The organism is Rhodococcus sp. OAS809, from assembly GCF_040546695.1.
GTDB classification, from domain to species: Bacteria; Actinomycetota; Actinomycetes; order Mycobacteriales; family Mycobacteriaceae; genus Rhodococcus_F; species Rhodococcus_F qingshengii.
The window spans coordinates 4,697,019-4,722,522 of the sequence record NZ_JBEPOI010000002.1 but is presented as its reverse complement, the minus strand read 5'-3'; the positions used below and the strand labels follow the sequence as shown (position 1 = coordinate 4,722,522).

Genomic DNA, 25,504 nt, shown 5'->3' with positions numbered 1-25,504 from the left:
TACTTATGAGAACGCGTATACAAATTAGGTACCTGCAATGACAACAACAACTCGAGCGGTAGCCGCACCGGCTCTGGTCCTCACAGCCGCCGCGGCAGCGCAGTTCCTGGTGGCCTTCGACATGTCGGTCATCAACGTCGCGCTGCCCGACATCCAGGAATCGCTGAACTTTTCCGACGCCGGGTTGTCCTGGGTCGTCAACGCGTACGCCCTCGCCTTCGGCGGACTGCTGCTTCTCGGCGGTCGTCTGTGCGACGTGATGGGCACTCGTCGAGTTCTGGTTTCCGGGCTTCTGCTGTTCGCCCTCGTCAGCATCGTCGGCACCTTCTCCGTGTCCGCCGAAATGCTTGTCGGAACTCGGGCGCTTCAAGGCGTCGGCGCTGCACTGATCGCGCCGGCCGGGCTCGCCGCACTCAGTCAGGCCTTTCCCACCGGACGCGCCAGGGCCAAGGCATTCGGCATCGGCGCAATGTCGTCAGCACTGGGCGGCGCACTCGGTGTCGTCCTGAGCGGCATTTTGACCGAAGGGCTCAGTTGGCGATGGGTGATGTTCGCCGGCGCACCAGTGGCCCTGATCGCCGCAGTTGCCGGTGCCCGTGGCCTGCCGGCCGGCCAAGCCGCCAGAGGCGGCTCCCTCGATCTCCCCGGAGCCATCTTGGCGACGGCCGGAATCACCGCCCTTGTCGGCACAGTGATCGCCACGGAATCACATTCCTGGACTTCGGGTTACGTGCTGGGTGGATTCGCGCTCACGATCGCGCTGCTCACTGCTTTCGTTGTGGTCGAAAGCCGCTGCGCCACACCACTGGTACGACTGTCCACCCTGCTTCGACCCCGAATCGGACTGGCCAACGCCATCATGTGCCTGGTGTGCGCGGCACAGTTCAGCGCGTTCTTCTTCGTCTCACTCTTCCTGCAACGCGGGCTGGGCTATTCACCGACCACCACCGGTCTGGCTTTCCTGCCCTTCTGCTTCGGCCTGGTGATCGGCATCCTCGCGTCCACCAAACTCCTTCCGCGCTACGGAGTTCGACCGCTGCTCGTAGTCGGGACAGCAGTCGCCGCAATCGGAACTTTCATGTTTTCGACCATGAACCTCGACAGTCCCTTCTGGGCCGTCATCCTGGTGCCTTCGCTTCTGGCGAGCATCGGCATCGGTCTGTCGTTCATGCCGCTCAGTAACGTCGCCACCGCCGACGCTCCCCCCGAAGAAGTCGGCATGGCATCCGGGCTACTGAGTACATCGCGTCAGATCGGCGGTTCACTCGGACTAGCCGTTCTCGTGAGCGTCGCCGCTTCCTCGACGGCACGTTCGGACAGCGCGCCGACCGAAGCACTGGTTTCCGGATACTCCCAAGCCCTCTTCGTCTGCTCCGGCCTACTGCTGGCCGGTACCCTCCTGTCCTTCTTCTTCCCACGAATGGATCGTTGACCTCAGATGTTCACCACCCGAACCGCATTCGGCATCGTCTCGGCGCTTCTCTTGACCGTCGCCGGCGCAAGCGCGTGCAGCAGCTCCGCCGAGTCCGACACCGCCTCTGCAACTCGCTCCGTCACCCACGAACTCGGCACCGTCGAAGTTCCGGCCTCACCGCAGCGCATTCTCGCGCTCGACGAGTACGCGGGGTTGAGTGCACTCGCACTCGGCGTGAAGCCCACCGTCGTCTACAGCACCCTGCGATCGGACGTCGCCAAGTCGATTCTGCGCGAGCAGGGCGTCGAAGTTCTCGACAAGCCGACTTTCTTCGCCAACCCCGCCGTCGAGGAGATCGCGTCCGTCGAACCCGACGAGATCTTGATGAGTAATGCCGGTCCACTACCGAGCCTGTTCGCGCAGATCAATTCCGTGGCGCCAACCTTGGTCCTCCCGTACTCGGCGCCGTGGCGTGATGTGCTCGAACAAGCTGGGGCACAGCTCGATCGAGGCAGCGAAGCTACCGCCATGATCGGAAAGCTGGAATCCGGCCTCGAAGGCGTCAAGTCCGCGGCTGCCGGCCAGAGCCTTGCGATCCTTCTCGGCTACAGCGGAAACCTGTTCACCGTGCCACCGACCACTCCCATCTCCACACTGGTCACCGAGGCCGGATTCACCAGGCCGGCATCGGAAGTCAACGCGACCAACAATCAAGACACCGGCACGATTTCCCCCGTCTCGCCGGAACTCCTACCCGAGCATGCGGCGCAGACCGTCGCCGTACTTTCCGGGCAGCAGTACGACGCATCCATCGTGCGAAACACTCCACTGTTCGACAACCTGACACCCGATCCGGCGCACGCTCTGGACGTCAGCGGTGATCTCTGGTTCGGCAGCCATCCTTTTGCCATCTACTGGATCATCCAGGATCTGGACGGCATCGCACATGGCAAGGGGCAGAACAGTATCGGAACCCTCGACAGCGCCGACGCGCGATGGGCGGCATTCAGCGCGCTCTGACGTCCTGACGAAAGGTCAGCGGAGAAACACCCACCCGGGTGGCGAAGAACTTCGTGAAGTTCGCAGAATCGTCGAACCCCAACTTCGACGCCACCTGGGTGACCGTGTCCGTGCCGAAAGACAGCAGACGTTTCGCTTCGAGAACCACACGCTGATCGATGTACTGCTTTGCCGTCATCCCGGCAGCGGCTCGGGTGGCCCGCAGCACAGTCTTCTCGGAGTACCCGATCTTGTTGGCGTACTCCGAAACCGAACGGACCGTGGCGAAGTCACGTTCGACAACGGCATGAAACCTTTCGAACACGTCATTGTGCGCCAGCACGGAACTCTGTTCCTGTCCACCGAGATGGGTCAGTTTCAACAGAATTGCTGTCAGCGTGTGCCGCAGAATGGCCGCGCGAACGACCGGCGCGGAAGTATCCGGGCAGCCGTAGTTCAGGTTCAGGTGTTTCATACCCGTGCTGATGGTCTCGAGGTTCTCGCCGGACAACTGCCACGCTGCCTGCCGACTGCGAGCGTTCCCGTCCAACAACTGCTGACTGACGGCATCGAGCGACGAGGGCGTGAACAGAACAACCGTCGCCTCGAAATCCTGGATTCGCCCCCACTGTTGCACCTGCCCCGGTCTGACCCAGAACACGGTCCCCGGGCTCACCGCGTAGTTCACGAAGTCGATGGTGTGTAGCGCCGAGCCCTCGGTCACCAGAGCGAGCAAGTGAAATTGCGGACGTTGGGGGCCGACGAACTCTGCGCTTCCCCCGTTGATGCGAATGGTGTCCAGGCTGAGTACTTCGATCTCGGTCGCATCTGCCACCGACGATGCGTACCCGACGTCCCGGACGGGTACTTGTCTGTTTTTCACTAGTTCGGGACTCATCTTCACCGTGACCGAATACCCGAATGCGACATACCGTCAGGGTATCAATCAGTTCACGCTCGGATAGGAATCTTCCAGTGCAGACATCACGCTCGGAAACAGCAGGCAAGACGCAACTCACCTACGTCTTCGACGCCTATTGCGGGTGGTGTTTCGGCTTCGGCCCTGCGTTGACGGAGTTCGTCCGTCAAAATGCCGATTCCATCGACTTGTCCGTGGTCAGCGGCGGACTGTTCACCGGTGAGCGCGTCGCGCCCATGTCTTCGGCTCCGTACCTGAAATCAGCCAACGCCACCATCGCCGCCCAGACCGGCGCTGTCTTCGGTGACGGATATTCACAACTGGTGACTGATGGGCGGTTCGTCATGGATTCGACGGATGCAGCGATCGGACTCGCCGCACTGCGCGCGCAAGATCCGACACGCGCCCTCGACATCGCGGAGGCCATGCAGATCGCGTTCTACCGAGACGGTCGCAGCCTTTCCGATCCCGAGACGTACCGATCCATCGCGGAATCCCTCCAACTCGACCCATCTGCCGCGGTGTCTTTCCTGTTCACCGCCGCCTCGAAGGATGCCGCCCGCGCTGATTTCGTCCGAGCACGCAGGCTCGGCGCCACTTCGTTTCCGACGCTGTTGTTCCACGGGAGCGACGGGTCCGTCGTGAAATTCGGTTCTCCGACCAGTACCGCGGCCGATCTCACCCGCGACCTGAACACGTGCGTGCGGGCGTATGCGGTGGCTTGACCCACGCACTTTTGCGAGCGAAAGGTACGCCCGGCGCCTTCAGTACGCCGAACGTACCTTTCGCTCAGCGTGACTTCACCCAAATCACTTCGGCCCCCTTCTGGTTTGATGAACACCGAACGAATCGCACCAAAGGGGAAACGACAGTGGTTTCAGATCCGATCACGGGCCTGGAGATGGAACTTGCCGACATGTGGCAACGAGGACGCGCCCAGGCGCGCACCTATGCGCGCGCAATTCATCCCAAACTCGATCCGGCGCTCTACCCGGTTCTGGTCATCCTGAACCGTTCGGATGCGGTGCGGATGTCCGACCTGATCTGCACCCTCGATATCGAGAAGTCCACCTTGACCAGGCAAATCGACGCCGCAGCTCGACTCGGCCTGGTGGAACGAATCCCCGATCCCGACGACGCTCGCGCCAAGTTGGTAGCTCTGACCCCTGAGGCGCGAACGAAGCTCACGACCATCCGCAATCACCAGATAGATCGCTGGCGCGCCCGACTCGCGAAATGGGATACGGACGACATCACCACGCTGACAGCGCTGCTTCACCGACTGGGCAGTTCCGAGGACTGACGACAAATTAGTCGTGATGGGCAGCCCACTCGAACAGCCGGACGATTTACGCCGTCACGACAATTCTGCAGCAGCACGCAGAATCAACTGGGTGACCTCGTGCGGGTGGGACGCCAAGGATGCATGGCCTGCGTCGAGTTCCTCGATCTCGCGGGCACCGATACGCTCTGCCATCCATCGCTCGGTTTCCGGCGGAATCATTCGGTCCTGCCCTGAAACCTGATACCAACTGGGCTTCCCACGCCATGCCGGCGGCCCTGACGGCTCCGAGAAGCACTGACCCGCAATGGGTTTCTGCGTCAGCGCCATGACCAATGCTTCCGTGTCGTCGAGATCCTGACTGAAACTCTCCTGAAACTTGTCCGGGGCGATCCACAAGAAGCCCTCGGCGTCCGGCGCGATGTTCGCCGCGCCCGCCGGCTGATCCGTGCGGGCGAAGATACTTCCCAGGCTGTCACCCTCGTCCGGCGCAAAGGCAGCGATATATACCAGTCCCACAACGTTTTCCGCATGACCCGCGCCTGTGATCACCGCGCCGCCGTACGAGTGTCCGACCAGCAGGGTCGGGCCGTCCATCGATTCGGCCAACTTCCTGGTCCGGTCCACGTCGTCGGCGAGCGAAGTAAGTGGATTCTGGACCGCAACCACTCGATGCCCGGCGTTGTGCAGGGTGGGTATGACGTGACGCCAATGAGAACCGTCTCCCCAGGCTCCATGCACCAGAACGATGTTTACCTTCTCTGCCATGACCAACTCCTCCAGATACGCAGTGCGACGAATACTCCGACGATCGGCAAGCCTTCGAAACCCAGGCCTTGCCTGTTACCCACGTTAAGGGGATCCTGGATCAATAACCATGACCAGATTGCCAAGTTTTTGTGCAGAAACGCCGAATGCTCGAGACCATCGGAGTGATCGATCCATGAGGACAACATCATCACAGCGGTACGTACCCACCACCGACGAGAGTCGAACCCGGGACACCCTCTCGCACGTTCTCGAAGTCGTCCACCTTCGCGGTGATCAGATTCATCGCTGCGTCCACGGCGAGAACTTCACCGTGGAGGTACCCACTGGGGTGCGAGCACTTCACATTGCCGAGCACGGTGACATCGTGATCAGAACGCAGGGCAAAGCCCCGATCGAACTCGGCCCCGGGGAACTCGTACTGTTACCCCATGGGCATGCTCATACGATCGAGAATGCGATGCCGATGCACCCGAAAAACGAAACATGTTGGCTTTTCGGTACTTTCACACTCGACGACGTCGCAGCGCAGCGACTGCTGTCCGTTCTGCCGGACTTCGTCGAACTGCGCGCGACACAAGGGACCCCGGTCGAGTGGCTCGATGTGAGCAGCCGACTGTTGGGCGCCGAGGTGGACGATCCGAAACCTGGTTCCTCCGTGATGGTTTCCCGGATTCTCGACCTTCTCTTCGTCCAGATCCTCAGAGCGTGGGCTCGAGCGGACGGATCGAACGGCGGATGGTTGACCGCAGCAATGGATCCACGAATCGGGCAGGCCCTCGAGGCCGTCCACAACGACCCGTCACGCAACTGGACCATCGACGAACTGGCGACGCTGTCCACCCTGTCGAGATCGTCTTTTGCGGAGCGCTTCTCGCGACTGGTCGGCCAGACGCCCGGCGCTTACATCACCGAGCGCCGACTCGACCGTGCCGCCGAACTACTCGTGCAAACCACCGAGCCGGTCGGAACCATTGCGATAACTGTCGGCTACGAATCCGATGCCGCGTTCAGCCGCGCCTTCCGTCGACGATTCGACGCCTCGCCGTTGAACTGGCGAAAGTCCAACTCCCACAATCACTGACGTCAGGTCGCAGCGATTACGCCTGCGACCGGGATCCGGCCGAGAACTGCAACGCGGAAGTCCACCATCGCGCGCTCCACGTGATTGGCGCTCGAGACCACAACCACGCCGGTCGCGCCTCGATCGGCGAGAATCCGCGCAGAGTTGATCGCATTCTCGACTGTCGACCACGAAGTTCCCTCTTCGGTGATCCGGCCCGGGTTGACGCCGTTGGCAACGAGCCATTCGCGCATCGCCCTGGCTTCCGTAACTCCGGCCTTCGGAGCCCCACCGCTTGTGATGATCGGAGACTGCGGGTACTGACGGGCCAGCTGGAGCGCCGCCTGAAGCCGGTCGACCAACATCGGACGCATCGTGCCGTCGTCGAAGAGGCCGGCACCCAAGACGACGATGTTCGTGCCCACGGGGTTGAGGTCGAGCAGCACGGGCGACTGGCGTGTCAGCGTCTCAGCACTCGTGCACGCAAGAATGAGAGACCGCACCGGTGTTTGGCAGCCGCCCACCGTCGACAGGATGCCGTTGACGACCGTCGTCGGAGTGATGTCGGCACTCGCTGTCGCCGGCGACAATCCCACTCCGGCTGCGGCGATTACCGAAGCAGCAATCAATCCCTTCGTCAGAGACCTACGAACATTTGCCATGTAGCCGAACCCCCAGATTGTCGATTGTCCAGCCCACGGTAACGAACATTTCGTCGCGATTGCATCATTTGACTCAAATTTACTGTTCACTGACCGTCACACAGATTAAACATAAATATTGGGCAACAATTCGGGTTCGAAACCGTCATCTACCAGCATCTCGAATCGACGCGCCTGCCGCGTTACCGATCTGAGCTGCAGCATCCCCGAGCAGGCCGGCGACACTGAACGGCAACAATTCGTTGTTGCAGATCACGATGTTGCATCCGGGTGTTCCTGCTCGCCCCGTCCCGACCATCGTGTCGAAGATCAATTCGGGGTTCGCGAAGCCGACGAGCTGTGACGGATCGTCGATGAGCGGACCACCCGACCCATGCACGGGAGGCTCGACGTACGGCGGCGGTGGAACGTCCACGATCGAAGCGACAACAAGCCGCAAGAACTCCTGGAGATAGAGATCCCGAGGCGCGTTCTGCCACACCGGATGCGAAACATACTTGCTCACCGGCGCATTCACGGAGTAGAAGTCCTCGCCCGCGTTCACCCAGGTCAAGAAGCCGTACCCCCCATTGGACGGAGAGGGCGCGGACAACTCGTCGAGGTAGGCGGAGCCGATCAACGTCTGATCACGCCACGCGCCTCGTTGCACCATCAGCTGACCCAGTCTGGCCATGTCTCCCGGCCGGATTGCCAATCCGAGAATCAGACACGTTCACAGAGAACCACAGACGCATCACGTTTGGGAAGAGTCCGCCTCCATTCCGAGCGCGCGACGCGCTCCCAGCGCCATGGTGACCTGTACAAGATCTTTCGGTGACGACAGGTCAAGTCCCGTCAGGGAACTCGCTTTACGCAGGCGGTACACGACCGTGTTCGGGTGTACGTGCAACTGCCGAGCGGTGGTAGCTCGATCGAATCCGGAGTCGATGAAAGATTCGAGCGTCTCGAGCACGGCAGGATCGGACTCCAACGGCGACAACACATCTGCGAGGATCGGCAGCGCAGCGCTCGGGCGGGTCAGTTGATACTCGACTGCAAGATCCTCGAGACGCACGACCCCACTTGTACGGCCGTACTTTCGGGCAACGTTCAGCACCTCGCGCGCCTGCGACACCGCTGCGGGAATTGCGGGCGGTGCCGCGACATGTACGGCGGCAACCGTCGATGCACCGATGACCTTCTCGAGATCACCCAATCGTCGACACAATGAAAGATATTGCGGACTCGACGCCCAGTTCCCCTCAGCGGGTTCCGATTCCACAATAGGAATCAGTACGGCTCCGCCACTGCTCCCGAGCACCCCGAGCGCTTTGTCACGCCCCACCTGATCGAGCTCTCGTTGCAGGTGGCGCACCTTTCTCCGCTCGGCGACGGCAGTGTCCACCTCGGTCGAGGACTCGTCGTCATTCCGTTCGACGTGCAGCGCCACCACCCAGTACAGGCGCGCCAACCTGATGCCCACATCGTCGGAGACCCGATCAACATCGACACCCGTCGAAAGTGCTACGAACAATGACCTTCGCGCAGAATCCTCGTCCGTCTGGGTGGCGTGGTCGGAACCGTAGCCGGCAAGAACCGCCGACGCGGAGGCCGCGGTGTATGCATTCAAGAGTCGTCCGGTGCGGGCAAGTGCGACACCGTCTTCCGGGACCGCCCATTCGCTGATGGTCTCCCACCACAGCCCGGCAGCCAGGTGATATGCCCGCAGCACCTCACCGAGCGGAACCAATTCCTGAGCCCGTTGGCGAGCCGATTCGCTGATGTCGGCGAGCAACTCGGGCGCCAGATCGGCGCCGGTCCGCAGCATCGAAATGAACAGTTCCAGATTGCGCCTCACGATGGTGGTGACGTCGTTACGTAATGCCTCGTCAGGGAGCAACCGGTAGAAGGTGACGTCGCGGTGGACCAGATCGACTGTCTCAATGACCAGTGGATGGGTGCGTTGCGCCAGTCGGTCGGCCAGAGATCTGCCACCAACCAGGATCGGCTCGAACGGCAGATCTTTGTTTCCTGACACAAAACCCTCCACAGAATTGAATTGCCACCACAAGGCCGACCTGCCTTTTTCCTATCACTATGTAACCCACGCCACTCACGAATTCACAATCAGCGGCGTAACTGGAAGTCCCACCTTCGACCAAGAGGAGCCTCGAGTGACGTGGAAAACGCGCAGCGCAGCCATTCTGGCAGGCGTCGTGGCTGCCGGTTCGATCGCGGCTCTCGGGACCGGTGTGTCGAGTGCCGAGACACCGGTCAGCACTATCCAGTACGTCGCACTCGGCGATTCCGCGGCGGCCGGCCCACTGGTCACCGCGCAGGACTCGTCGTCACCGGGCTGTCTACGATCACTCGACAACTACCCGTCCGTGGTGGCGCGAGAACTCGGCGCTGAACTCACGGATATGACCTGCTCGTCGGCGCGATCCGCCAACGTCACGGACACCGCACAATCGACGTTCTCCGGTCAAGTATCACCGCAGGCAACAGCATTGGGGCCTGATACCGACCTCGTCACCATCACCATCGGTGCCAACGACATCTCGTTGTTCCCGACAGTTCTGAGCTGCGTCAATCCACTCCCCGAACCCGCCGGAACGTCCTGCCGTGACAAGTTCACCTCCGGTGGCGTCGATCAACAGCGACAAATGATCGAAAATGCGTCCACAGGTTGGAGTTCCATGATCGAAGTCGCGCAGGATCGAGCACCGTCGGCGCGCATCGTCGTGGTCGGATACGGAACATACATCCGTGGTGGCGGCTGCCCCGGCACTCAGCCGTTCTGGCCGCGCGACGCCGACTATCTCCAGAGTGTGATCGACTACGGCAACACGGTCATGGCAGCAACTGCGGCCCGTCACGGCGTCGAGTACATCGACATCACCGAAACCACTGCCGGACATGACATCTGCACGGACTCTGCCACTGCTTACTACACGGGAATCGTCCCTAGCCAGCCGGCGGTTCCACTGCATCCCACTGCGGCCGGGATGCAGGCGATCGGCAAAACCGTCGCCGACGCTCTGTCCTGAGCTTCTCCCCCAACACAATTCATTCAGCACTCGCGAAAAGGGTGGAACAATCATGTCAATTCAACGAGACGCTCCGCCGCTGCCGTCCGTCGACGGCGCCCCTGTCGGAACACGCGACAAACTTCTCGGCGGCACACTCGTCGCACTATTTCTCGCAAACATGCTCAACTTCTTCGACCGGGCGATCCCCTCGGTCGTTGCCGAGCCGATCAAGAACGAGTTTTCGCTCAGCGACTTGCAATTGGGATTGATCACCTCTGCATTCACCCTCGTCTACGCAGTCGCAGGACTGCCTCTGGGCCGGTTGGCCGACACGAAGAACCGTCCCAAGATCATCGGGATCGGACTCCTGGTGTGGAGCGGACTGACGGCAGCAACCGGTGCCGCCGGCAGCTATGTGCTGTTCATCCTCGCGCGTCTAGGCGTCGGTGTGGGCGAAGCGACCTTCACACCTGCAGCCAACTCGATGATCGGCGATATCTACCCGGCAGAACGACGCTCACGCGCACTTGGTGTCTTCATGCTCGGTTTGCCGATTGGCCTCATGCTCGCCTACTTCACCGTCGGCAAGATCACCGAGGCATTCGACAGCTGGCGTGCACCGTTCTTCCTCGCGGCGATTCCCGGTGTCCTGCTGGCAGTCGTGCTCTACCGCATGGCAGATCCGGTTCGTGGTGGTTCCGAAAGTCCGGAGGCCCGCGCAGCCGCTGTTTCACAGGCACCGATCACCCGTCCGATCCGTCGTCTGCTCGCAATTCCCACGCTTCGTTGGCTCATCCTTGCCGGACTGACGTTCAACTTCGCCGCCTACGCAGTGAATTCGTTTGTCGTCCCGCTTCTGATGCGCCAGTACCACCTGAAACTGACTGCTGCGGCATCGGTCACCGGCAGCATCGTCGGAATCACGGGCCTGATCGGATTGCTTCTCGGCGCTCGCTACGCTGACAAGGCCAGCGCACGCTCACCGCGCGCACGGTTGATGATCGGTGTCGGAACCTCGGCATTGGCGGCACCTTTGACGGCGCTGGCACTGTTGCAACACGGCGGGAACGTCGTGATGTTCACGCTCTTGTTCTCGGCCGGGTGGCTTCTGGCCTACGGCTTCTACATCAGCGTCTACCCCGCCATTCACGACGTCGTGGTTCCCAGGCTCCGCGGCACTGCGACGGCGCTGTTCTTCGCTGCCATGTACCTTCTCGGCGGATTCTCCGGACCGGTTGCCGTTGGAGCGATCTCGGACTGGTTCGCCAAGCGTGCACTTGCAGATGCCGGTACCGGGAAGTTGGCTCAGTACGCCGGCGACGGGTTGAACTCGGCCATGTATCTCGTGCCGATCATGTTGGCACTCACCGCGGTATTCATCTACCTGGCTACCCGCACTGTCGGCAAGGACTCCGCGCGCATGCAAGCGGAGCTGAGCCAGGCCTGACCGACAAGTTCACGGGCGGTGGCGGGACCCTGAGGCCCCGCCACCGCCGAGTTCAGTTGACCGTAATCGCCAGAGTCGACAACATGGACCGCAACATGTCCGGCAAGCGAGCGATCATTCGCTGCTCGGTTATCCGAACGGAGACGGGCGCGGCCAGCGTCGCTCGCCACAGTTCCGGTTGATTGTTCATCAGGTTGTTGTAGACCGGGAGCAGCTGACCGTTGATGTAGGTCCAACGACCGTCCCGGTACGCCCAGTTGAAGTCCGGAAGCGGCGTTTGCACAACAGCATTGCCCACCTCGAACGAGAGCGGGTTCGACTCGCGTGGCGGCACGACGCCAGGCATCGACGGTGATGCGGCGAAGGTGGTCAGGTAGGTCAACGAGCGACCAACACTGCCGCGGTAGGCCTTCGCCTCGTCCCACTGATCACCCACCGACTGGTACTGCTCCCTTCGCAGCAGACGCACATTGCCGTCGAAGACCGATTCCGGTGTCCCCGAGGCAATGTTGTTCCACGCGATACGGGCGTTCTCGTCGAGCAGCCCTGCGCGATCGAGTTCGGCGATGCCGTCGACACCGTCGTGAACCCACGCCATGTGCATGGGAATCAGGTCCGAGAAGATGTGTTTGCTCATCGCAATCACTTTCCCCTGGAACCACATCACGTCCTCGGGGCGAATCTCGTGGCCTACCTCGAGAAGTGCCGCAATGTCCTCGGGTGCTCCCATCGACGATGCAACCGGCGCCCCGATGCGGTCGATCTCTCGCCACACCAGTGCCATCGCCTCGCTGATCGCTTGGACTTCCAGCACAACTCGCCCGTAGTCCAAGTCGAGGAGTCCACCGGCGAAAGCGGGCCCGACCATTCCTCCCATACCTGCCCACTGCAGTTCTCGATGCTCGAGCTGGAGTCGCTCGTAGAACTGGAAAGTGTTGGTGAGGTTTCCGAGATTCGCGTGCACACCGTCGAACGGAGTCCACGTAGCGAGATCGATACCTGCCGACTCCGTCCCGACCGCGAGCCAGTACTGCTTGAGCAGTGTCTGATAGCGATGCGGATCCACTCCCGAGGCTCGGGCGGTATCCACCAAAGACCGCAGGGTCGCGGAATCCGATGGCAGAGAAGGATGCAGACCGCCCGTGGCTTCGGCGTTTGCGTTCACTGCTTCCAGGTCGAGGTACCTGTCGAGCTCACCAGTACCCGCGGACGCCCTGCCTCCCAGTACGACGGCACCGCCGATACCTGCCGAAGCAACGAGAACCGTGCGCGCAAAATCCCTGCGCGTCAGAGACTTCCGCAAGCTCATCGCCCCTCGGCTTCGTCGAACGTCTTTGCCAGCCAGGCGATGTCCTGCATACCCAGCTGATCGGTCACCGTCTTGTACAGGTTGGTCACGTAATCGAGCGGCCCGCACTGCGACGGGAGCAGGTCCACGTTGCCGCCGTCTGCTCGATATGTCTGCGCCAATTGCTCTGCCTCACTGAAGGGAACGAGAAAGTCGTCCTCACAGGAAGAAATCAGAAGCTTGGAAGCCGGCGCCTGCTTTCCCAACGTGTTGTCCGCGTACGCCGCGGCCAGCGCAGGGATCGTTCGGGGCGAAGGGTTGGCGAGTAGGACGTCGAACGGAACGAATGGGAGTCCGAGGTAGAGCGCCTGGCAGGACGCGCGGAAGGCTGCGGCGACGTTGTGACCGATCGGAGTCAGATGGTCGTCGAGCCGAACGTCGGGGTAGCCCGCGTCGAATCCGAGAATGCTCGAGAAGACGAATCCGGAACCGATCCCACCGGCCGCTGTTTCCTCGAACGTTGCGGGGTCGATCATCATCGCCTGAATGGCACTGGCCTGGACGTTCAGTTCCGGCGCATAATCATGGGCTTGTTCCGCGGCAAAGCCCGCTGCGACACCGCCTCCGGCGACACCGTAGATGCCGACAGGGGTGTCTGATTCGAGGCCGCCTTCCGGAAGCGCGAGTGCTGCCCGAACGCCGTCGAGCGTTGCCTTCCCTGAGAACTGTCCGATCGAGAACGGATGGGGAGCAGTGTCGCCGTCGTTGCCGACGTCGCTCATCATCACTGCCCAGCCGTGGCCGAACATCTGAGCCACCGGGCCGAGCGCCGAGAACATCGCCGGGTCGCTCTGATTGCCGCCGGTCCACTGGTGACTTGGTGCGCAGTTCGCGCCGAGACTGTCGTTCGCCTCGGCGTATCCGATGATCTTGCGATCACCTGGCGCAGTTCCGTCCTCGGGAATCATCAGAATTCCGGTGCTGATCACCTGCCGACCGAAGTGATCAGTGGTGGTGTACATGAGTTGGTGAGCCGAGACCACGTCGGGACGGACCTGGTAGACCTGCACGCTGACCGGACGCGCTTTGAGAAGTGTGCCGGGGGCGGTACCCGGCTCGATTTCAGGTTCGTCGAACCACGGATCATCGGACGAGAGCCCGAGTGGAGTCAATTCGGTGGAAATGTCAGCGCCTTGGAGTGCCTTCACGACCAACGGGTTGAACACGTCGGCCAGGTCGACGGTCTCCTGCGCACCAGCCGGCGACCCCACCGCAAACAAGGCCACTGCCAGGGCCGATGCCGTTCCGGCGCGCCATGACCACCGTCGCCACGTCGAGTCAAACATCGTTCACGAGTTCCTTACTTTCGGGTAATGAGCACCCCTACACTCCCATTCACCTGCATTAACAGACAAGTCGGGCACCCATCCGTTGGCCGAAAACCTCGATCGGGCTTAGGCTGACGGCACCTGTCCGGCAAGTCTGGCGTGGGAGGTTTGTCTGTGAGTGCTCCGACCCGTGTATCGCGAGCTACCGGCGATTCACTCCAAGCTCGACCGCGGCCGTCCAACATCACGTGCAAGATTCTGATGGCCGTGACAGGACTGATCTTCGCCGCTTTCGTTCTCGTCCACATGATCGGAAACCTGAAGGTCTACACCGGTGCCGATCACTTCGACGACTACGCACACTGGCTACGAACGGTGTTCGAACCCTTCCTGCCCTACGAGGGACTTCTGTGGATTCTTCGCATCGTCTTGCTCGCGTCATTGGTCGCACACGTCTGGTGTGCCTGGCTGCTCACCGTCCGCGGACGCCGAGCTCGAGGAAAATTTCGACGTAAAGGTCTGGGAATCAAGTCCTTTACAGCGCGCACGATGCCCGTCACCGGAGCTGTGCTGCTGCTATTCGTCATTTTCCACATACTCGACCTCACGACCGGAACCCGACCCATCGGCAGCAGCGAGTACGAAGCGGCCACGCGCACACAGAGTTACGCATACGACAATCTGATTGCCAGCTTCGAGCGTCCGCTGGTGGCAGCGTTCTACATCGTCGCGATGGCTCTGCTGGCAATGCACCTCGCGCACGGGCTCTGGAGCGCGGTCAACGATCTCGGCGTGACCGGCCAACGACTGCGCCAGATTGGCGTTGCACTCTCCGGAATCTTTGCGCTCGTCGTGATGGTCGGAAACATGTCGATCCCCATCGCGGTCATGACCGGCGCCATCTCGAAGACAGGAGCGTCATAAGTGAACAGCTTCGAACTCGACGATCTGCGCAGCATCGGGACACCGGTGGACGGTAAGGTCCCGGCCGGCGATCCGGCGACGGCCTGGCCCACTCGCAAACTCGACTACAAGCTCGTCAGCCCACTCAACCGGCGCAAGTTCACGGTCATCGTCGTCGGTACCGGCCTCGCCGGCGCGGCCTGCGCCGCCTCCCTCGGTGAACTGGGCTACCACGTCGAGTCCTTCACCTTCCACGATGCACCCCGCCGTGCACACAGTGTCGCCGCGCAAGGAGGCATCAACGCTGCTCGCGCTCGAAAAGTGGACAACGACAGTCTCGCCCGCTTCGTGAAGGACACCGTCAAGGGCGGTGATTTCCGGGGCCGTGAGGCCGACTGTTTCCGTCTCGCCGAAGAATCCGTACGCGTCATCGATCACATGAATGCCATCGGGGCACCGTTTGCTCGCGAGTACGGCGGCACTCTGGCCACCCGATCCTTCGGCGGCGTTCAGGTGTCGCGCACGTACTACACGCGCGGGCAGACAGGCCAGCAGTTGCAGATAGCGTCGTCGCAGGCACTGCAACGCCAGATCGCAGCCGGAACGGTCAACCTACACACCCGAACCGAGATGCTCGATCTCATCGTTTCGGACGGGCGAGCACAAGGGATAGTCACACGCGATCTCGTGACCGGTGAGATCGGCGCCACCACAGGTCATGCCGTCGTACTGGCATCCGGCGGCTACGGAACCGTATTCCACAAGTCCACACTTGCGAAGAATTCCAACGCCACGGCCGCCTGGCGAGCGCACCGACGCGGTGCGTTGATGGCTTCACCCTCGTTCATCCAATTCCATCCGACGGCACTTCCCGTCAACTCCGAGTGGCAGTCGAAAACCATTCTGATGAGCGAATCCCTGCGCAACGACGGCCGGATCTGGGTACCGGCCAAGCCCGGAGACGATCGTGAGCCCGGCGACATTCCCGAAAACGAACGCGACTACTACCTCGAGCGCAAATATCCGGCGTTCGGGAACCTCTCTCCCCGCGACGTCTCTTCACGGGCCGCCCGCGAGCAAATCGACTCCGGTCACGGCGTCGGCCCTCTGAAAAACAGTGTGTACCTGGATTTCCGCGATGCGTTGGCACGGCTCGGCCGCAAGACCATCGAGGAGCGATACGGAAATCTGTTCTCGATGTATCGCGACGCCACCAGCGAAGACCCCTATACGGTGCCGATGCGCATCGCCCCCGGAGCCCACTTCACCATGGGAGGACTGTGGAACGACTACGACCAGATGACCTCCATCCCCGGCTTGTTCGTCGGTGGCGAGGCAGGCTGGGGATACCACGGGGCCAACCGCCTCGGCGCCAATTCGTTGCTCTCGGCATGCGTCGACGGCTGGTTCACCCTCCCGTACGCGATTCCGAATTATCTTGCGCCGCTGCTCGGATCCACTCCACTCGAACTGTCCGATCCCGCTGTGACGTCGACGCTCACTGACGTGAGGGGTCGGGTGGACCTGCTGCTCTCGGTCGGCGGAACACACGGCCCCGACAGGTTCCATCGACAACTGGGCGAGATCCTCTATGCGGGTTGCGGTGTCACCCGAACGGCCGAGGGCTTGACCAAGGCGATCGCCGAAATCCGCGCACTGCGAACCGATTTCTGGTCGAACCTGCGAGTTGCCGGCAGCGGAAACCAGTTCAACCAGGAGTTGGAAAGGGCCGGCAGGGTAGCCGATTTCCTCGAGCTCGCCGAACTGATGTGCGTCGATGCTCTCGATCGTGACGAGTCCTGTGGAGCGCACTTTCGTGCCGAACATCAGACTCCCGACGGCGAAGCGCAGCGAAACGATCAGGACTGGTGCTTCGTCTCCGCGTGGGAAACCGCCCAGGACGGCAGACACGTTCGACACGACGAGCCGTTGTCCTTCACCGCTGTTCCACTGCAGACGAGGAACTACGTATGAAAATCACCGTGGACGTGTGGCGCCAATCCGGACCTGAGTCGTCCGGCGCATTCGACACCTACCAAATAGACGACGCGACGGTGGAGATGTCGCTGCTGGAGCTCCTCGACCGACTCAACGACCAACTCGTGGAGAGCGGCAACGAACCCATCGCCTTCGATTCCGACTGCCGAGAAGGGATCTGCGGGTCCTGCGGCATCACGGTCGACAATGTTCCCCATGGACCGGTTGCGAACACTCCCACGTGCCGTCAGCACCTGCGTAGCTTCTCCGACGGTGACCGAATCAAACTGGAGCCGTTCCGCTCCGCAGCCTTTCCAGTGGTCCGCGACCTCGTCGTCGATCGCTCTGCGCTCGACCGGGTGCTCGAAGCCGGTGGATACGTTTCGGTCAATGCAGGAACCGCGCCGGACGCAGACAGTCAGCCGCTCTCGCATCAAAGTGCCGAAGCTGCACTGGACTTCGCCGCGTGCATCGGCTGCGGCGCTTGCGTAGCAGCCTGCCCGAACGGTGCCGCGCACCTCTTCACCGGGTCCAAACTGACCCACCTGTCTCTCGTCACGCAGGGCCGCAACGAACGTGGCAAGCGGGCCCGAGCGATGTCGCACCAGATGGAGGCCGATTTCGGGCCGTGCTCGACCTACGGTGAATGTGCGCAGGTGTGTCCCGCGGAGATACCGCTGACCGCGATTGCCGCTGTCAACAAGGAATCGATGCGATTCGGATTGCGGCGCAAGGACAACTGATCGTCACCAGGCGCCTATCAGCTTCATCCACGCGCCGCCGATGATCGTCCAGATCAGGATGATCACGACGCTCATCACGAAACCGATTCGGAACCATTCCGAGGTCTTGATGTATCCGGAACCGTAGATCACTCCGGCCGGACCGGACGCGTAGTGCGAGATACCGCCGTACAGGCTGCCGATGAAGCCGAACACCAGGGCCGAGAACAGCGGCGGTGCACCGGTTGCCACCGCCGCGCCGAGAAACACCGCGTACATCGCGACGATCTGCGCGGTGTTCGACGCAAACAGATAGTGCGCGTAGAAGTACACCAAGGTCAGGATCGCAAAAGCCCAGATCCACGGCAAACCGTCGACGCTCGAGGAGACCTGGGTTCCGATCCACGAGATCACGCCGAGTTCTTCGAGATGGCTTGCCATACCGACCAGAACGGCAAAGAACACGAGCGTCTGCCACGCCCCGGTGTCGTGGACCAGGTTGTTCCACGTCAGCACCTTGGTCACCAACAGGATGCCGATTCCGACGAATGCTGTTGTAGTGGCATTGACGTTGAGCTGCGAGCCCAGGCACCAGAGCACCAGCAGCAGAACGAAGGTGGCGGCCATGATCCTCTCGTTGCGGCTGATCGGACCTGCCTTGCGCAGTTCCTCCCTGGCTTGCTCGGGTGCTTTCGGAGTCTTCAACATCGTGGGCGGGAAGATCTTCGACATCACCCACGGGATCGCGATGAGACTCGCAATTCCCGGAACCGATGCTGCCAGCGCCCATTTGCCCCACGAGATGTCGATGCCGATCTTGGCAGCCGCATCGACGGCGACGGGGTTACCCGCCATGGCGGTGATGAACATCGCGGAGGTCACGACGTTGACTTGCAGCGACGTGAGCAGCAGATATGCTCCGAGCTTCTTGCGAGAGTCCTCGGGCTCGGGATTGGAGTCCTCCAACTTGCTCAGTGAGACGATGATCGGATAGACGACGCCACCAGCGCGGGCGGTGTTCGACGGTGTCGCCGGAGCAAGTATCAAGTCCGTCAACGCCATTCCGTAGGACAAACCGAGGCTCGACTTGCCGAGCTTGGTCACGAACATGAGTGCAACCCGTTTCCCGAGTCCGGTGACCAGGAAGCCTTCGGCAATGAAGAACGACGCGACGATCAGCCAGATCGTGGTATTGCTGAAGCCGGACAACGCTTCCGTCGGCGTCTCGGTCTGGGTGATCATGGCGATCGACAGGCCTACCAGCGCCACAGAACCCGTCGGCAGAGGCTGCAAGATCAACGCCACGATGGTGCCGACAAAGATTCCGAGCATGTGCATGCCCTTGGGATCCACACCGTCCGGAACAGGCATGAAATAGATGATCAGGCCGAGGATGACGGGCACCGCAGCCGGGTAGTACCGCCTGAGCACCGATTGTTTCGACGGCTCCGCCGGCGGTGTCGTCTCAGAAAAAGACTCAGTGCTTTCGGATTTGGCCTCGGACATTTGCATCTCCTCGACTTGTCGCCCCAGGTGATCGCCCCAGATGATTGTCCCCCAAACATCAGGTTTTCGTGCGGTCAATCCAAGTTCGAGAGAAATTGCCCGGAAGTACAGTCGTCCTTACGAGGCGCTGTCTCGCACCGACGCTTCAGTGGGAGAATGCCCATCTCTCGCAAAAGATTGTGCCAATCGATCAACAGAGGCGCCGGCGTGCTGCACGCTTGAATCTCGGAGAGTTGTTCAACCTGCTTCTGCGAAAGGTATTCGTCGGCACGATGTTTGGGTCAGGACTGCGCGGATTGCCGATCTCGACCGGATCTTCGCGCGTGATGTGATCCAATTCCGAAGCATGTCAGCCGACAGACAGACCCACGAACCGAGAAGATTCGTATCGGGCCGACGACTGGTTGCGCCATCTATTGTCGGGAGTGTGACGGAATCCGACGCCCACGAGGACTCGACCGACTCCACTGAATCGGCAGTGGCCGATCACCCGAGAAAACGTCCACTGTGGCGTGAGATTCTGATCCTCGTTGTCGTCGCACTTGTCCTGAGTGTTGTCATTCAGAACTTCGTCGGACGCATCTTTCTGATCCCGTCGGAGTCCATGGAACCGACACTTCACGGATGCACCGGCTGCACGGGAGACAAGATCCTCGTCGACAGAATCAGCTATCGATTCGGGGATCCGCAACCTGGGGATGTGGTCGTGTTCAAGGGACCCGAGTCCTGGAACGACGAGTACAAATCCATTCGATCCGACAATTCGATTGTTCGCGCGTTTCAGGGACTCGGGTCCATCGTCGGCTTGGTCCCGCCGGACGAAAACGACCTCGTGAAGCGGGTAGTCGCGGTCGGTGGCCAAACCGTACAGTGCCTGTCCGAGGAAGAGGGGCTTCGAGTGAACGGCAAGCCGCTGACCGAGCCGTACATCGACAAGCGCATTCCGGGCAACGGTACCTCTTGCCAAGGAAGGTATTTCGGGCCGGTCACGGTTCCCGACGGGAACCTGTGGGTGATGGGCGACAACCGCGCCCATTCGAAGGATTCACGTTTCCATCTCGATGACGAACACAGTGGAACGGTGCCGATCGACAATGTCATCGGCAAGGTTCAATTGATCGTCCTTCCCTTCTCACGGTGGGGAACTGTGAGCTCGTTCGATCCGCAGTGACAGATCGAATCAACCAGGCGGCCCGCATCTTCGGACGGCACAGTCGACATGGCTCCGCTTTCGGACGATCATCGAGCGCATCTGTTACCGAGGGTAGGAGAACCACATGCGCGCTCGACGCATCACCGCCAATCTCAAAGTCGCCGATGTCGGAACCGCCAAGAGCTTCTACTCCGACTTTCTCGGCCTGAGCACCGAAGAGTTCAACATGGGGTGGGTCGCTCGCTACACCTCTCCCGACACCGGCGCGAACGTACAGCTCGTCACGCACGACGCCACTGCAGCCGAGGACTCGGTCATCTCAGTCCACACGGACGACGTCGACGGCGCCTACGAAGAGGCCCGCAGGCTCGGCTACGAAATCGTGCACCCCATAACGACCGAAGAGTGGGGTGTTCGCCGATTCCTCGTCCGGGCACCCGATGGCAACGTCGTCAACATCGTGCGACACCGGGACTGAGCAGCGGAAAGAACCCCATTCGACGTTTTAGGTCATTTGACCTAGAGTTAGGTGTATGACCGATTCATTGCAGTATTCAGCCGACGGCCCGATCCTCGTGGCCGGCGGATACGGAACCGTGGGCAGCGCCCTGACAGCGTTGCTCGCCCCCGACTTCCCACTACTCCTCACCGGACGCACCCCCGAGCGAGGCGACGAACTGGCCGGCCGTCACGGCGCTTCCGTCCGCCGCTGGGACCTCCTCGACCCGACACCCTTCGACGCGTCCGTACGCGCGGTCGTTTCGACGGTCAACGATCCCCACGATCGTGTCCTGTCCGCCGCCGTCGAGGCCGGCATTCCGTACGTGGACATCACCCGCTGGACAACCCGCGTCGCTCGCGCCGCCACTCTGGCGGGTCAGAAGTCGCCGAGCGCACCGGTGTACCTGTCGTCCGGATGGATGGGCGGAGTCACCAATATCGTCGCCGCAGCGCTGGCCGAGGAACTGGGTGGCGCGAGCACGATCGACGTCTCGATTCGCTACGACGTCAACGACATTGCCGGGCTGGACTCCGTCGACTTCATCGATCGGCTCGGGCAGGATTTCGAGGTGATGCAGCAAGGAAACCCGATCACCGTCAGCCCGTTGACGGATACACGCTGGGTCGACTTCCCCGGATCGCGCACCAAGGTCGGAAGAATCGACACTCCGGAACAATTCACGTTCCCCATGACCTTGGGCGCCGAAACTGCCAGCACTCGAATAGGTTTCAGTTCGAATGCATCCACAACTGCGCTGCTCGCCGCCAAGAAGGTGGGTCTGTTCCGTTGGGGTCGCGGCGACCGCTTCACACCGCTACGACGCGGACTCCTGTACTCGCCGGGCAAGGGCGGGAGCGCGCAAGTACGCATCGATGTCACCGGCCCGAGCGGCACGACAAGCGCGACAATCGTCGACCGGCAGGGCCAGGCTCACCTCACCGCGGTGGGCGGCGCGCTGGCCGTCAGACGAGCCTTGGCCGACGATGCCCGGCCTGGAGTCACTTTCCCCGAATCGCTTCCGAACCCTCGCCGCACCGTCTCCGAGTTGGAGAGCTTCGGGGTGGCAGTATTGCGACCATGACCCTCTCCAAGGGCGCCGCCCGTGCGGCAGCACTTCTCGACGCAGCAGAACAGGTCCTCACTACTCAGGGCAATGCCAACTCGGCAATGCGCGATTTCGCAGCCGCGGCCGGAGTGCGGGTAGGACATTTGCAGCACTACTACCCCACCCGTGCAGATCTGATACGCGCAGTGATGTCACGTGCATTGACCCGCTCACTGGATCGCCTTGCCGTCGTCCCCGATACGGATCAGAGCCTTTCCCGCGAGGAATCCGAACACTTCATCGGAGTCCTGCTCGGAGAACAGGACGACCAGGCCACGGTGCGTCTGTACGTCGAAGTATGGGCCATTGCAGCGGCGGACCAAGAAGTCGCGGTCGTGCTTCGAGACTTCTACGCCCAGTACATCGCACACGTAGAGCGCGCAGTCGCGTGTGCACAACCGGAGCTGGATGCGACTGAACTTGGCGCGACAGCGCAGACCATCGTGAGCCTGCTCGAGGGTTCCGCAATTCTCCGATCGGGAATCACCGGCCGAAAGTCCGAGGCTTCGGACCGAAAGCTCGTGGACACACTGCAGTACCTGATTCACGGGTCCTGACTCGGACGTATCGTAAAGCCCATGAGCGTTGCAAACGAATGGAGCCGAATCGAAGCGTGGTGCCGTACACACGCACCGGTGACGGCTGCAGCGTTTCAACCAGGACTCGGTGACGCCGTTATCGAGGAATTCGAAGCCTCGACCGGCGTCACGTGGCCCCAGGAACTTCGCAACCTGTATCGGGTCCACAACGGCAGCCTGACCCACGACGACCGGACCGGCCTCTTTCTCGGCAGCGTGCTCCCGGACAAATTCTTCTACCCCATCGACGTCGCAACAGAAGTTCGTCTCACTCTGCTCGAAACGTGGGATGAGACGATCTACGAGAATCCAGACCTCTACGCCGAGGACGAGATGGATCGACACGATCAACGCGACGCAGGCACTGCCGCAACCATGTTCATCCCCTCGTTCGTTCCCTTCGCCGGACTGGACGAGTACCACTACTTCGTGGACACCCGCAGCGGCGCACTCCACCATTGTGTGACCGAGTATGCCTCGGACGCCACTGACAACGGCGGTCCGATCTGGGCGTCCATCTCGGTAATGCTGGCCGCCCATGCCGTAGCGCTGGAAACAGGATCAACGATCGGAGTGTGGAAACCCGTTGTCAGCAAGGGTGTTCTGGAATGGGAAGTCGACGCATGACACCCAAGCAGGATCCGACCCGTCGCACCCTCGCCGACGGGCGTCAGATCTTCTACTTCGACGATGCCGGCAGTACCCGCACCCACTCTGCGCGAGATTCCCGCGAATTGCCGGCTCTCGACCACTCGTCTCGGATGAGATTCGACGTTCTCACCGGGGAGTGGATCACCATGGCTTCGCATCGCATGACACGGACACATCTCCCCTCCGCCGCCGAATGTCCATTGTGCCCGACCGACGAAACACGCACGCCCACAGAGATACCCGACGGAGACTACGACGTCGCGGTGTTCGAGAATCGGTTTCCGAGCTTTGCCGCGGCGCCCGAGGAAGCCATTGACAGTCCCGGAGACGGTGCGGGCGATCGCCCAGCGGCCGGTCACTGCGAAGTGATGTGCTTCTCGAGCGATCACACGGCGTCCGTCGCCGAGCTTCCACTCGAACGCATGCGCACGATTGTGGGTGCCTGGATTTCTCGGACCGAAGAGTTGTCGGCGGATCCGCTTGTGGAACAAGTGTTCTGCTTCGAGAACCGCGGCGAAGAAATCGGGGTGACACTCACCCATCCACACGGACAGATCTACGCATACCCGTATGTCACGCCACGCACCCGATCGATGCTGACGCAGGCGCACAAACACTTCGAGCGCACCGGTCGCTCACTACTCGCCGATGTTCTGGCGTTCGAGCGCGAGGACAAGGCCCGGTTGATCTACGACGGCGATCACTGGAGCGCCTACGTCCCGACCGCCGCACGATGGCCCATCGAGATTCACCTGGCACCGCACCGAGACGTCCCGGACCTCCCCTCGCTGAACGACCAAGAGCGCGAAGAGCTTGCGGTCGTCTACCAAGATCTCCTACGCCGTATCGATCGCTTCTATCCGGGCGTCGACCGAGTACCGTACATCGCGGCTTGGCACCAAGCTCCCGTCCGCATCAACCGACCTCTGGGCCGACTGCATCTTCAGCTGTTCTCGATCTTGCGCGCACCGGGCAAACTCAAATACCTCGCCGGGTCCGAGTCCGCCATGGGCGCCTGGGTGAACGACACCGTTCCCGAGGCAGTCGCGGCCCGCCTACGGGAGTTGAAATAGTGGATACGGTCTCGAACAATTCTGTGCTCCAACAGTTTCACGCCACCTACGGCTATCCGGCAACCGGAGTGTGGGCGGCACCCGGTCGAGTCAACCTGATCGGTGAACACACGGACTACAACGGTGGATTGTGCCTACCGGTCGCTCTCGAGCAGCGAACACTGGTTGCCGTCGCACTGCGCAGCGACGGGGTCGTCCGCGTGCACAGTCGGCAATCCGCCGAGACGTACACCGGGCCCGTCGACGACATCGCCACAGGGTGGGCCGCCTACCCCACAGCCGTTCTGTGGTCTCTTGCGCGCAGAGGCCTCCCGATCGGAGGAATCGATCTTGCCGTCGACTCGTCGGTACCGGTCGGGGCCGGACTGTCGAGTTCCGCCGCCCTCACCTGTTCGGTTGCGTTGGCCGTCAATGAACTTCATGATTCACCCTTCCCCCGCGATGAGCTGGTACAGGTGTGCATCCAGGCGGAGAACGACGGCGTCGGCGCACCGACCGGAGGGATGGATCAAACCATTGCCCTCTTTGCTCAGCCCTCGACTGCGCTCCTGCTGGACTGCCAGGACGGATCCACCGAACCCATACCTTTCGAACTCCACGGTGCAGGGTACGAACTGATCGCCATCGACACCCGGGTCAAACACTCGCTCGCAGACGGACAGTACGGAATGCGGCGCTCTCAATGCGTCGCTGCAGCAGCAGCTCTCGGCGTCGGCAGCTTGCGAGAGGCTACAGCAGACCAGGCCGAGACAGTGCGAGACCCGATCCTCCGGGCGCGGGCACGGCACGTCGTGACCGAGATCGAGAGGACGCGGAAGACCGCAGAACTTCTGCGCAGCAGCAGATTCAGTGACGTCGGCGAGCTGTTCGACAACTCGCACGCCTCGTTGCGCGACGACTTCGAGGTCTCGTGCGATGAACTCGACGTCGCCGTTGCCGCAGCACGACGCGGCGGCGCGATCGGTGCGCGGATGACCGGCGGCGGATTCGGAGGCTCAGCCATCGCGCTGGTTCCGGAAGGAAGCGGAGCGGAGGTCATCGCATCGGTGAGCCGCGACTTTGCGGCGCGAGGTTGGCGAGCACCACACTTTCTCGGCGTCGTTGCCGGGGGTTCGGCCGCCCGTCTCTGAGCGAACGGCACGTTCAGCGCACT

Annotated in this window: 26 protein-coding genes; 17 read left to right on the top strand and 9 right to left on the bottom strand. The window is 61.7% G+C overall.

The genetic code is table 11. The features are described from left to right. The first annotated feature begins 37 nt into the window (after nucleotides 1–37). Together ABIE52_RS24920 and ABIE52_RS24915 are read left to right on the top strand one after the other, a co-directional pair. The gene (locus tag ABIE52_RS24920) at nucleotides 38–1,432 is read left to right on the top strand and encodes an MFS transporter (protein WP_192712771.1); all 1,395 of its coding nucleotides are present in this window, start codon (nucleotides 38–40) and stop codon (nucleotides 1,430–1,432) included. A gap of 6 nt (nucleotides 1,433–1,438) precedes the next feature. Beyond that, the gene (locus ABIE52_RS24915) at nucleotides 1,439–2,434 is read left to right on the top strand and encodes an ABC transporter substrate-binding protein (protein WP_003943156.1); all 996 of its coding nucleotides are present in this window, start codon (nucleotides 1,439–1,441) and stop codon (nucleotides 2,432–2,434) included. Here the strand turns inward: ABIE52_RS24915 and ABIE52_RS24910 are convergent. Next, on the bottom strand, nucleotides 2,421–3,248 hold the full coding sequence (locus ABIE52_RS24910; RefSeq protein ID WP_030536057.1) for a helix-turn-helix domain-containing protein: 828 nt from the start codon (nucleotides 3,246–3,248) through the stop codon (nucleotides 2,421–2,423). The genes ABIE52_RS24915 and ABIE52_RS24910 overlap by 14 nt on opposite strands. A 140-nt stretch (nucleotides 3,249–3,388) precedes the next feature. Here ABIE52_RS24910 and ABIE52_RS24905 point away from each other — a divergent pair, with 140 nt between their 5' ends. Continuing rightward, nucleotides 3,389–4,057 (top strand): DsbA family protein, encoded by a 669-nt coding sequence (locus ABIE52_RS24905; RefSeq protein WP_192712770.1) that lies wholly within the window; start codon nucleotides 3,389–3,391, stop codon nucleotides 4,055–4,057. Between the two features lie 146 nt (nucleotides 4,058–4,203). Next, nucleotides 4,204–4,635, top strand: coding sequence for a MarR family winged helix-turn-helix transcriptional regulator (locus tag ABIE52_RS24900; protein ID WP_003942924.1), 432 nt, complete (start codon nucleotides 4,204–4,206; stop codon nucleotides 4,633–4,635). A gap of 54 nt (nucleotides 4,636–4,689) precedes the next feature. Here ABIE52_RS24900 and ABIE52_RS24895 read toward each other — a convergent pair whose 3' ends face one another. After that, nucleotides 4,690–5,382: an alpha/beta hydrolase gene (locus ABIE52_RS24895; RefSeq protein WP_192712769.1), complete on the bottom strand. Its 693-nt coding sequence runs from the start codon at nucleotides 5,380–5,382 to the stop codon at nucleotides 4,690–4,692. 190 nt (nucleotides 5,383–5,572) lie between these two features. After that, nucleotides 5,573–5,740 (bottom strand): hypothetical protein, encoded by a 168-nt coding sequence (locus ABIE52_RS24890; protein ID WP_228402310.1) that lies wholly within the window; start codon nucleotides 5,738–5,740, stop codon nucleotides 5,573–5,575. On the opposite strand from ABIE52_RS24890, the gene ABIE52_RS24885 reads away from it, so the two are divergent. Then, nucleotides 5,663–6,466: an AraC family transcriptional regulator gene (locus tag ABIE52_RS24885; RefSeq protein ID WP_228402304.1), complete on the top strand. Its 804-nt coding sequence runs from the start codon at nucleotides 5,663–5,665 to the stop codon at nucleotides 6,464–6,466. The two genes, ABIE52_RS24890 and ABIE52_RS24885, sit on opposite strands and share 78 nt — an antisense overlap. A gap of 2 nt (nucleotides 6,467–6,468) precedes the next feature. Here ABIE52_RS24885 and ABIE52_RS24880 read toward each other — a convergent pair whose 3' ends face one another. From ABIE52_RS24880 to ABIE52_RS24870, 3 genes are read right to left on the bottom strand one after another with little or no spacing between them, the layout of a single operon-like run. After that, complete coding sequence (locus tag ABIE52_RS24880; protein WP_030536059.1) at nucleotides 6,469–7,197, bottom strand: YdcF family protein; 729 nt, start codon at nucleotides 7,195–7,197, stop codon at nucleotides 6,469–6,471. Between the two features lie 55 nt (nucleotides 7,198–7,252). Next, on the bottom strand, nucleotides 7,253–7,780 hold the full coding sequence (locus ABIE52_RS24875) for a hypothetical protein (protein ID WP_047269406.1): 528 nt from the start codon (nucleotides 7,778–7,780) through the stop codon (nucleotides 7,253–7,255). Between the two features lie 60 nt (nucleotides 7,781–7,840). Next, the gene (locus tag ABIE52_RS24870; protein WP_054826048.1) at nucleotides 7,841–9,124 is read right to left on the bottom strand and encodes a PucR family transcriptional regulator; all 1,284 of its coding nucleotides are present in this window, start codon (nucleotides 9,122–9,124) and stop codon (nucleotides 7,841–7,843) included. A gap of 136 nt (nucleotides 9,125–9,260) precedes the next feature. Here ABIE52_RS24870 and ABIE52_RS24865 point away from each other — a divergent pair, with 136 nt between their 5' ends. Together ABIE52_RS24865 and ABIE52_RS24860 are read left to right on the top strand one after the other, a co-directional pair. Continuing rightward, complete coding sequence (locus ABIE52_RS24865) at nucleotides 9,261–10,136, top strand: SGNH/GDSL hydrolase family protein (protein WP_192712768.1); 876 nt, start codon at nucleotides 9,261–9,263, stop codon at nucleotides 10,134–10,136. A 52-nt stretch (nucleotides 10,137–10,188) separates the two neighbouring features. Next, nucleotides 10,189–11,565: a spinster family MFS transporter gene (locus ABIE52_RS24860; protein ID WP_192712767.1), complete on the top strand. Its 1,377-nt coding sequence runs from the start codon at nucleotides 10,189–10,191 to the stop codon at nucleotides 11,563–11,565. Between the two features lie 52 nt (nucleotides 11,566–11,617). On the opposite strand, the gene ABIE52_RS24855 is transcribed toward ABIE52_RS24860, so the two are convergent. Then, the gene (locus tag ABIE52_RS24855; RefSeq protein WP_192712766.1) at nucleotides 11,618–12,874 is read right to left on the bottom strand and encodes a Tat pathway signal protein; all 1,257 of its coding nucleotides are present in this window, start codon (nucleotides 12,872–12,874) and stop codon (nucleotides 11,618–11,620) included. Then, a complete protein-coding gene (locus ABIE52_RS24850) occupies nucleotides 12,871–14,199 on the bottom strand; it encodes a lipase family protein (protein ID WP_058038333.1) in 1,329 nt (442 codons plus the stop codon). Before ABIE52_RS24850 ends, ABIE52_RS24855 begins: the two co-directional genes overlap by 4 nt. Before the next feature lie 156 nt (nucleotides 14,200–14,355). Here ABIE52_RS24850 and ABIE52_RS24845 point away from each other — a divergent pair, with 156 nt between their 5' ends. Genes ABIE52_RS24845 through ABIE52_RS24835 form a run of 3 tightly spaced genes read left to right on the top strand, consistent with a single transcriptional unit; the run spans nucleotide 14,356 to nucleotide 17,804 of the window. Further along, a complete protein-coding gene (locus ABIE52_RS24845) occupies nucleotides 14,356–15,105 on the top strand; it encodes a succinate dehydrogenase cytochrome b subunit (RefSeq protein WP_047269404.1) in 750 nt (249 codons plus the stop codon). Continuing rightward, entirely contained in the window at nucleotides 15,106–17,058 is a 1,953-nt protein-coding gene (locus tag ABIE52_RS24840; RefSeq protein WP_007730764.1) for a fumarate reductase/succinate dehydrogenase flavoprotein subunit, read from the top strand. It begins immediately after the preceding gene. Next, on the top strand, nucleotides 17,055–17,804 hold the full coding sequence (locus tag ABIE52_RS24835; protein ID WP_003943253.1) for a succinate dehydrogenase/fumarate reductase iron-sulfur subunit: 750 nt from the start codon (nucleotides 17,055–17,057) through the stop codon (nucleotides 17,802–17,804). Before ABIE52_RS24840 ends, ABIE52_RS24835 begins: the two co-directional genes overlap by 4 nt. A 3-nt stretch (nucleotides 17,805–17,807) precedes the next feature. Here the strand turns inward: ABIE52_RS24835 and ABIE52_RS24830 are convergent, their stop codons facing one another. Further along, nucleotides 17,808–19,289, bottom strand: coding sequence for an anion permease (locus ABIE52_RS24830; RefSeq protein ID WP_192712765.1), 1,482 nt, complete (start codon nucleotides 19,287–19,289; stop codon nucleotides 17,808–17,810). A 427-nt stretch (nucleotides 19,290–19,716) separates the two neighbouring features. Between ABIE52_RS24830 and lepB the strand changes: the two genes are divergently transcribed. From lepB to galK, 7 genes are all read left to right on the top strand, one after another. Next, nucleotides 19,717–20,460 carry a signal peptidase I gene (gene lepB / locus ABIE52_RS24825; RefSeq protein ID WP_003942848.1) on the top strand — a complete coding sequence of 248 codons (744 nt, stop codon included), beginning with the start codon at nucleotides 19,717–19,719 and terminating at the stop codon, nucleotides 20,458–20,460. A 106-nt stretch (nucleotides 20,461–20,566) separates the two neighbouring features. Continuing rightward, on the top strand, nucleotides 20,567–20,920 hold the full coding sequence (locus ABIE52_RS24820; RefSeq protein WP_003942961.1) for a glyoxalase superfamily protein: 354 nt from the start codon (nucleotides 20,567–20,569) through the stop codon (nucleotides 20,918–20,920). Between the two features lie 55 nt (nucleotides 20,921–20,975). Then, a complete protein-coding gene (locus tag ABIE52_RS24815; protein WP_042921555.1) occupies nucleotides 20,976–22,025 on the top strand; it encodes a saccharopine dehydrogenase family protein in 1,050 nt (349 codons plus the stop codon). Then, nucleotides 22,022–22,606 carry a TetR family transcriptional regulator gene (locus ABIE52_RS24810; RefSeq protein WP_007730752.1) on the top strand — a complete coding sequence of 195 codons (585 nt, stop codon included), beginning with the start codon at nucleotides 22,022–22,024 and terminating at the stop codon, nucleotides 22,604–22,606. Before ABIE52_RS24815 ends, ABIE52_RS24810 begins: the two co-directional genes overlap by 4 nt. A 21-nt stretch (nucleotides 22,607–22,627) precedes the next feature. Next, nucleotides 22,628–23,254, top strand: a complete 627-nt coding sequence (locus ABIE52_RS24805) for an SMI1/KNR4 family protein (protein ID WP_192712764.1) — start codon at nucleotides 22,628–22,630, stop codon at nucleotides 23,252–23,254. Then, a complete protein-coding gene (gene galT / locus ABIE52_RS24800; RefSeq protein ID WP_054827207.1) occupies nucleotides 23,251–24,351 on the top strand; it encodes a galactose-1-phosphate uridylyltransferase in 1,101 nt (366 codons plus the stop codon). The genes ABIE52_RS24805 and galT overlap by 4 nt, the downstream gene beginning before the upstream one ends. After that, the gene (gene galK / locus ABIE52_RS24795) at nucleotides 24,351–25,481 is read left to right on the top strand and encodes a galactokinase (RefSeq protein WP_192712763.1); all 1,131 of its coding nucleotides are present in this window, start codon (nucleotides 24,351–24,353) and stop codon (nucleotides 25,479–25,481) included. Before galT ends, galK begins: the two co-directional genes overlap by 1 nt. Nucleotides 25,482–25,504 lie beyond the last annotated feature (23 nt).

Bases quoted from the DNA above. Each gene is read 5' to 3' on its own strand.
- ABIE52_RS24920 (WP_192712771.1), top strand. From the start codon at position 38: ATGACAACAACAACTCGAGCGGTAGCCGCACCGGCTCTGGTCCTCACA.
- ABIE52_RS24915 (WP_003943156.1), top strand. From the start codon at position 1,439: ATGTTCACCACCCGAACCGCATTCGGCATCGTCTCGGCGCTTCTCTTG.
- ABIE52_RS24895 (WP_192712769.1), bottom strand. From the start codon at position 5,382: ATGGCAGAGAAGGTAAACATCGTTCTGGTGCATGGAGCCTGGGGAGAC.
- ABIE52_RS24875 (WP_047269406.1), bottom strand. From the start codon at position 7,780: ATGGCCAGACTGGGTCAGCTGATGGTGCAACGAGGCGCGTGGCGTGAT.
- ABIE52_RS24860 (WP_192712767.1), top strand. From the start codon at position 10,189: ATGTCAATTCAACGAGACGCTCCGCCGCTGCCGTCCGTCGACGGCGCC.
- ABIE52_RS24855 (WP_192712766.1), bottom strand. From the start codon at position 12,874: ATGAGCTTGCGGAAGTCTCTGACGCGCAGGGATTTTGCGCGCACGGTT.
- ABIE52_RS24850 (WP_058038333.1), bottom strand. From the start codon at position 14,199: ATGTTTGACTCGACGTGGCGACGGTGGTCATGGCGCGCCGGAACGGCA.
- ABIE52_RS24835 (WP_003943253.1), top strand. From the start codon at position 17,055: ATGAAAATCACCGTGGACGTGTGGCGCCAATCCGGACCTGAGTCGTCC.
- ABIE52_RS24830 (WP_192712765.1), bottom strand. From the start codon at position 19,289: ATGTCCGAGGCCAAATCCGAAAGCACTGAGTCTTTTTCTGAGACGACA.
- ABIE52_RS24820 (WP_003942961.1), top strand. From the start codon at position 20,567: ATGCGCGCTCGACGCATCACCGCCAATCTCAAAGTCGCCGATGTCGGA.
- ABIE52_RS24815 (WP_042921555.1), top strand. From the start codon at position 20,976: ATGACCGATTCATTGCAGTATTCAGCCGACGGCCCGATCCTCGTGGCC.
- ABIE52_RS24810 (WP_007730752.1), top strand. From the start codon at position 22,022: ATGACCCTCTCCAAGGGCGCCGCCCGTGCGGCAGCACTTCTCGACGCA.
- ABIE52_RS24805 (WP_192712764.1), top strand. From the start codon at position 22,628: ATGAGCGTTGCAAACGAATGGAGCCGAATCGAAGCGTGGTGCCGTACA.
- galT (WP_054827207.1), top strand. From the start codon at position 23,251: ATGACACCCAAGCAGGATCCGACCCGTCGCACCCTCGCCGACGGGCGT.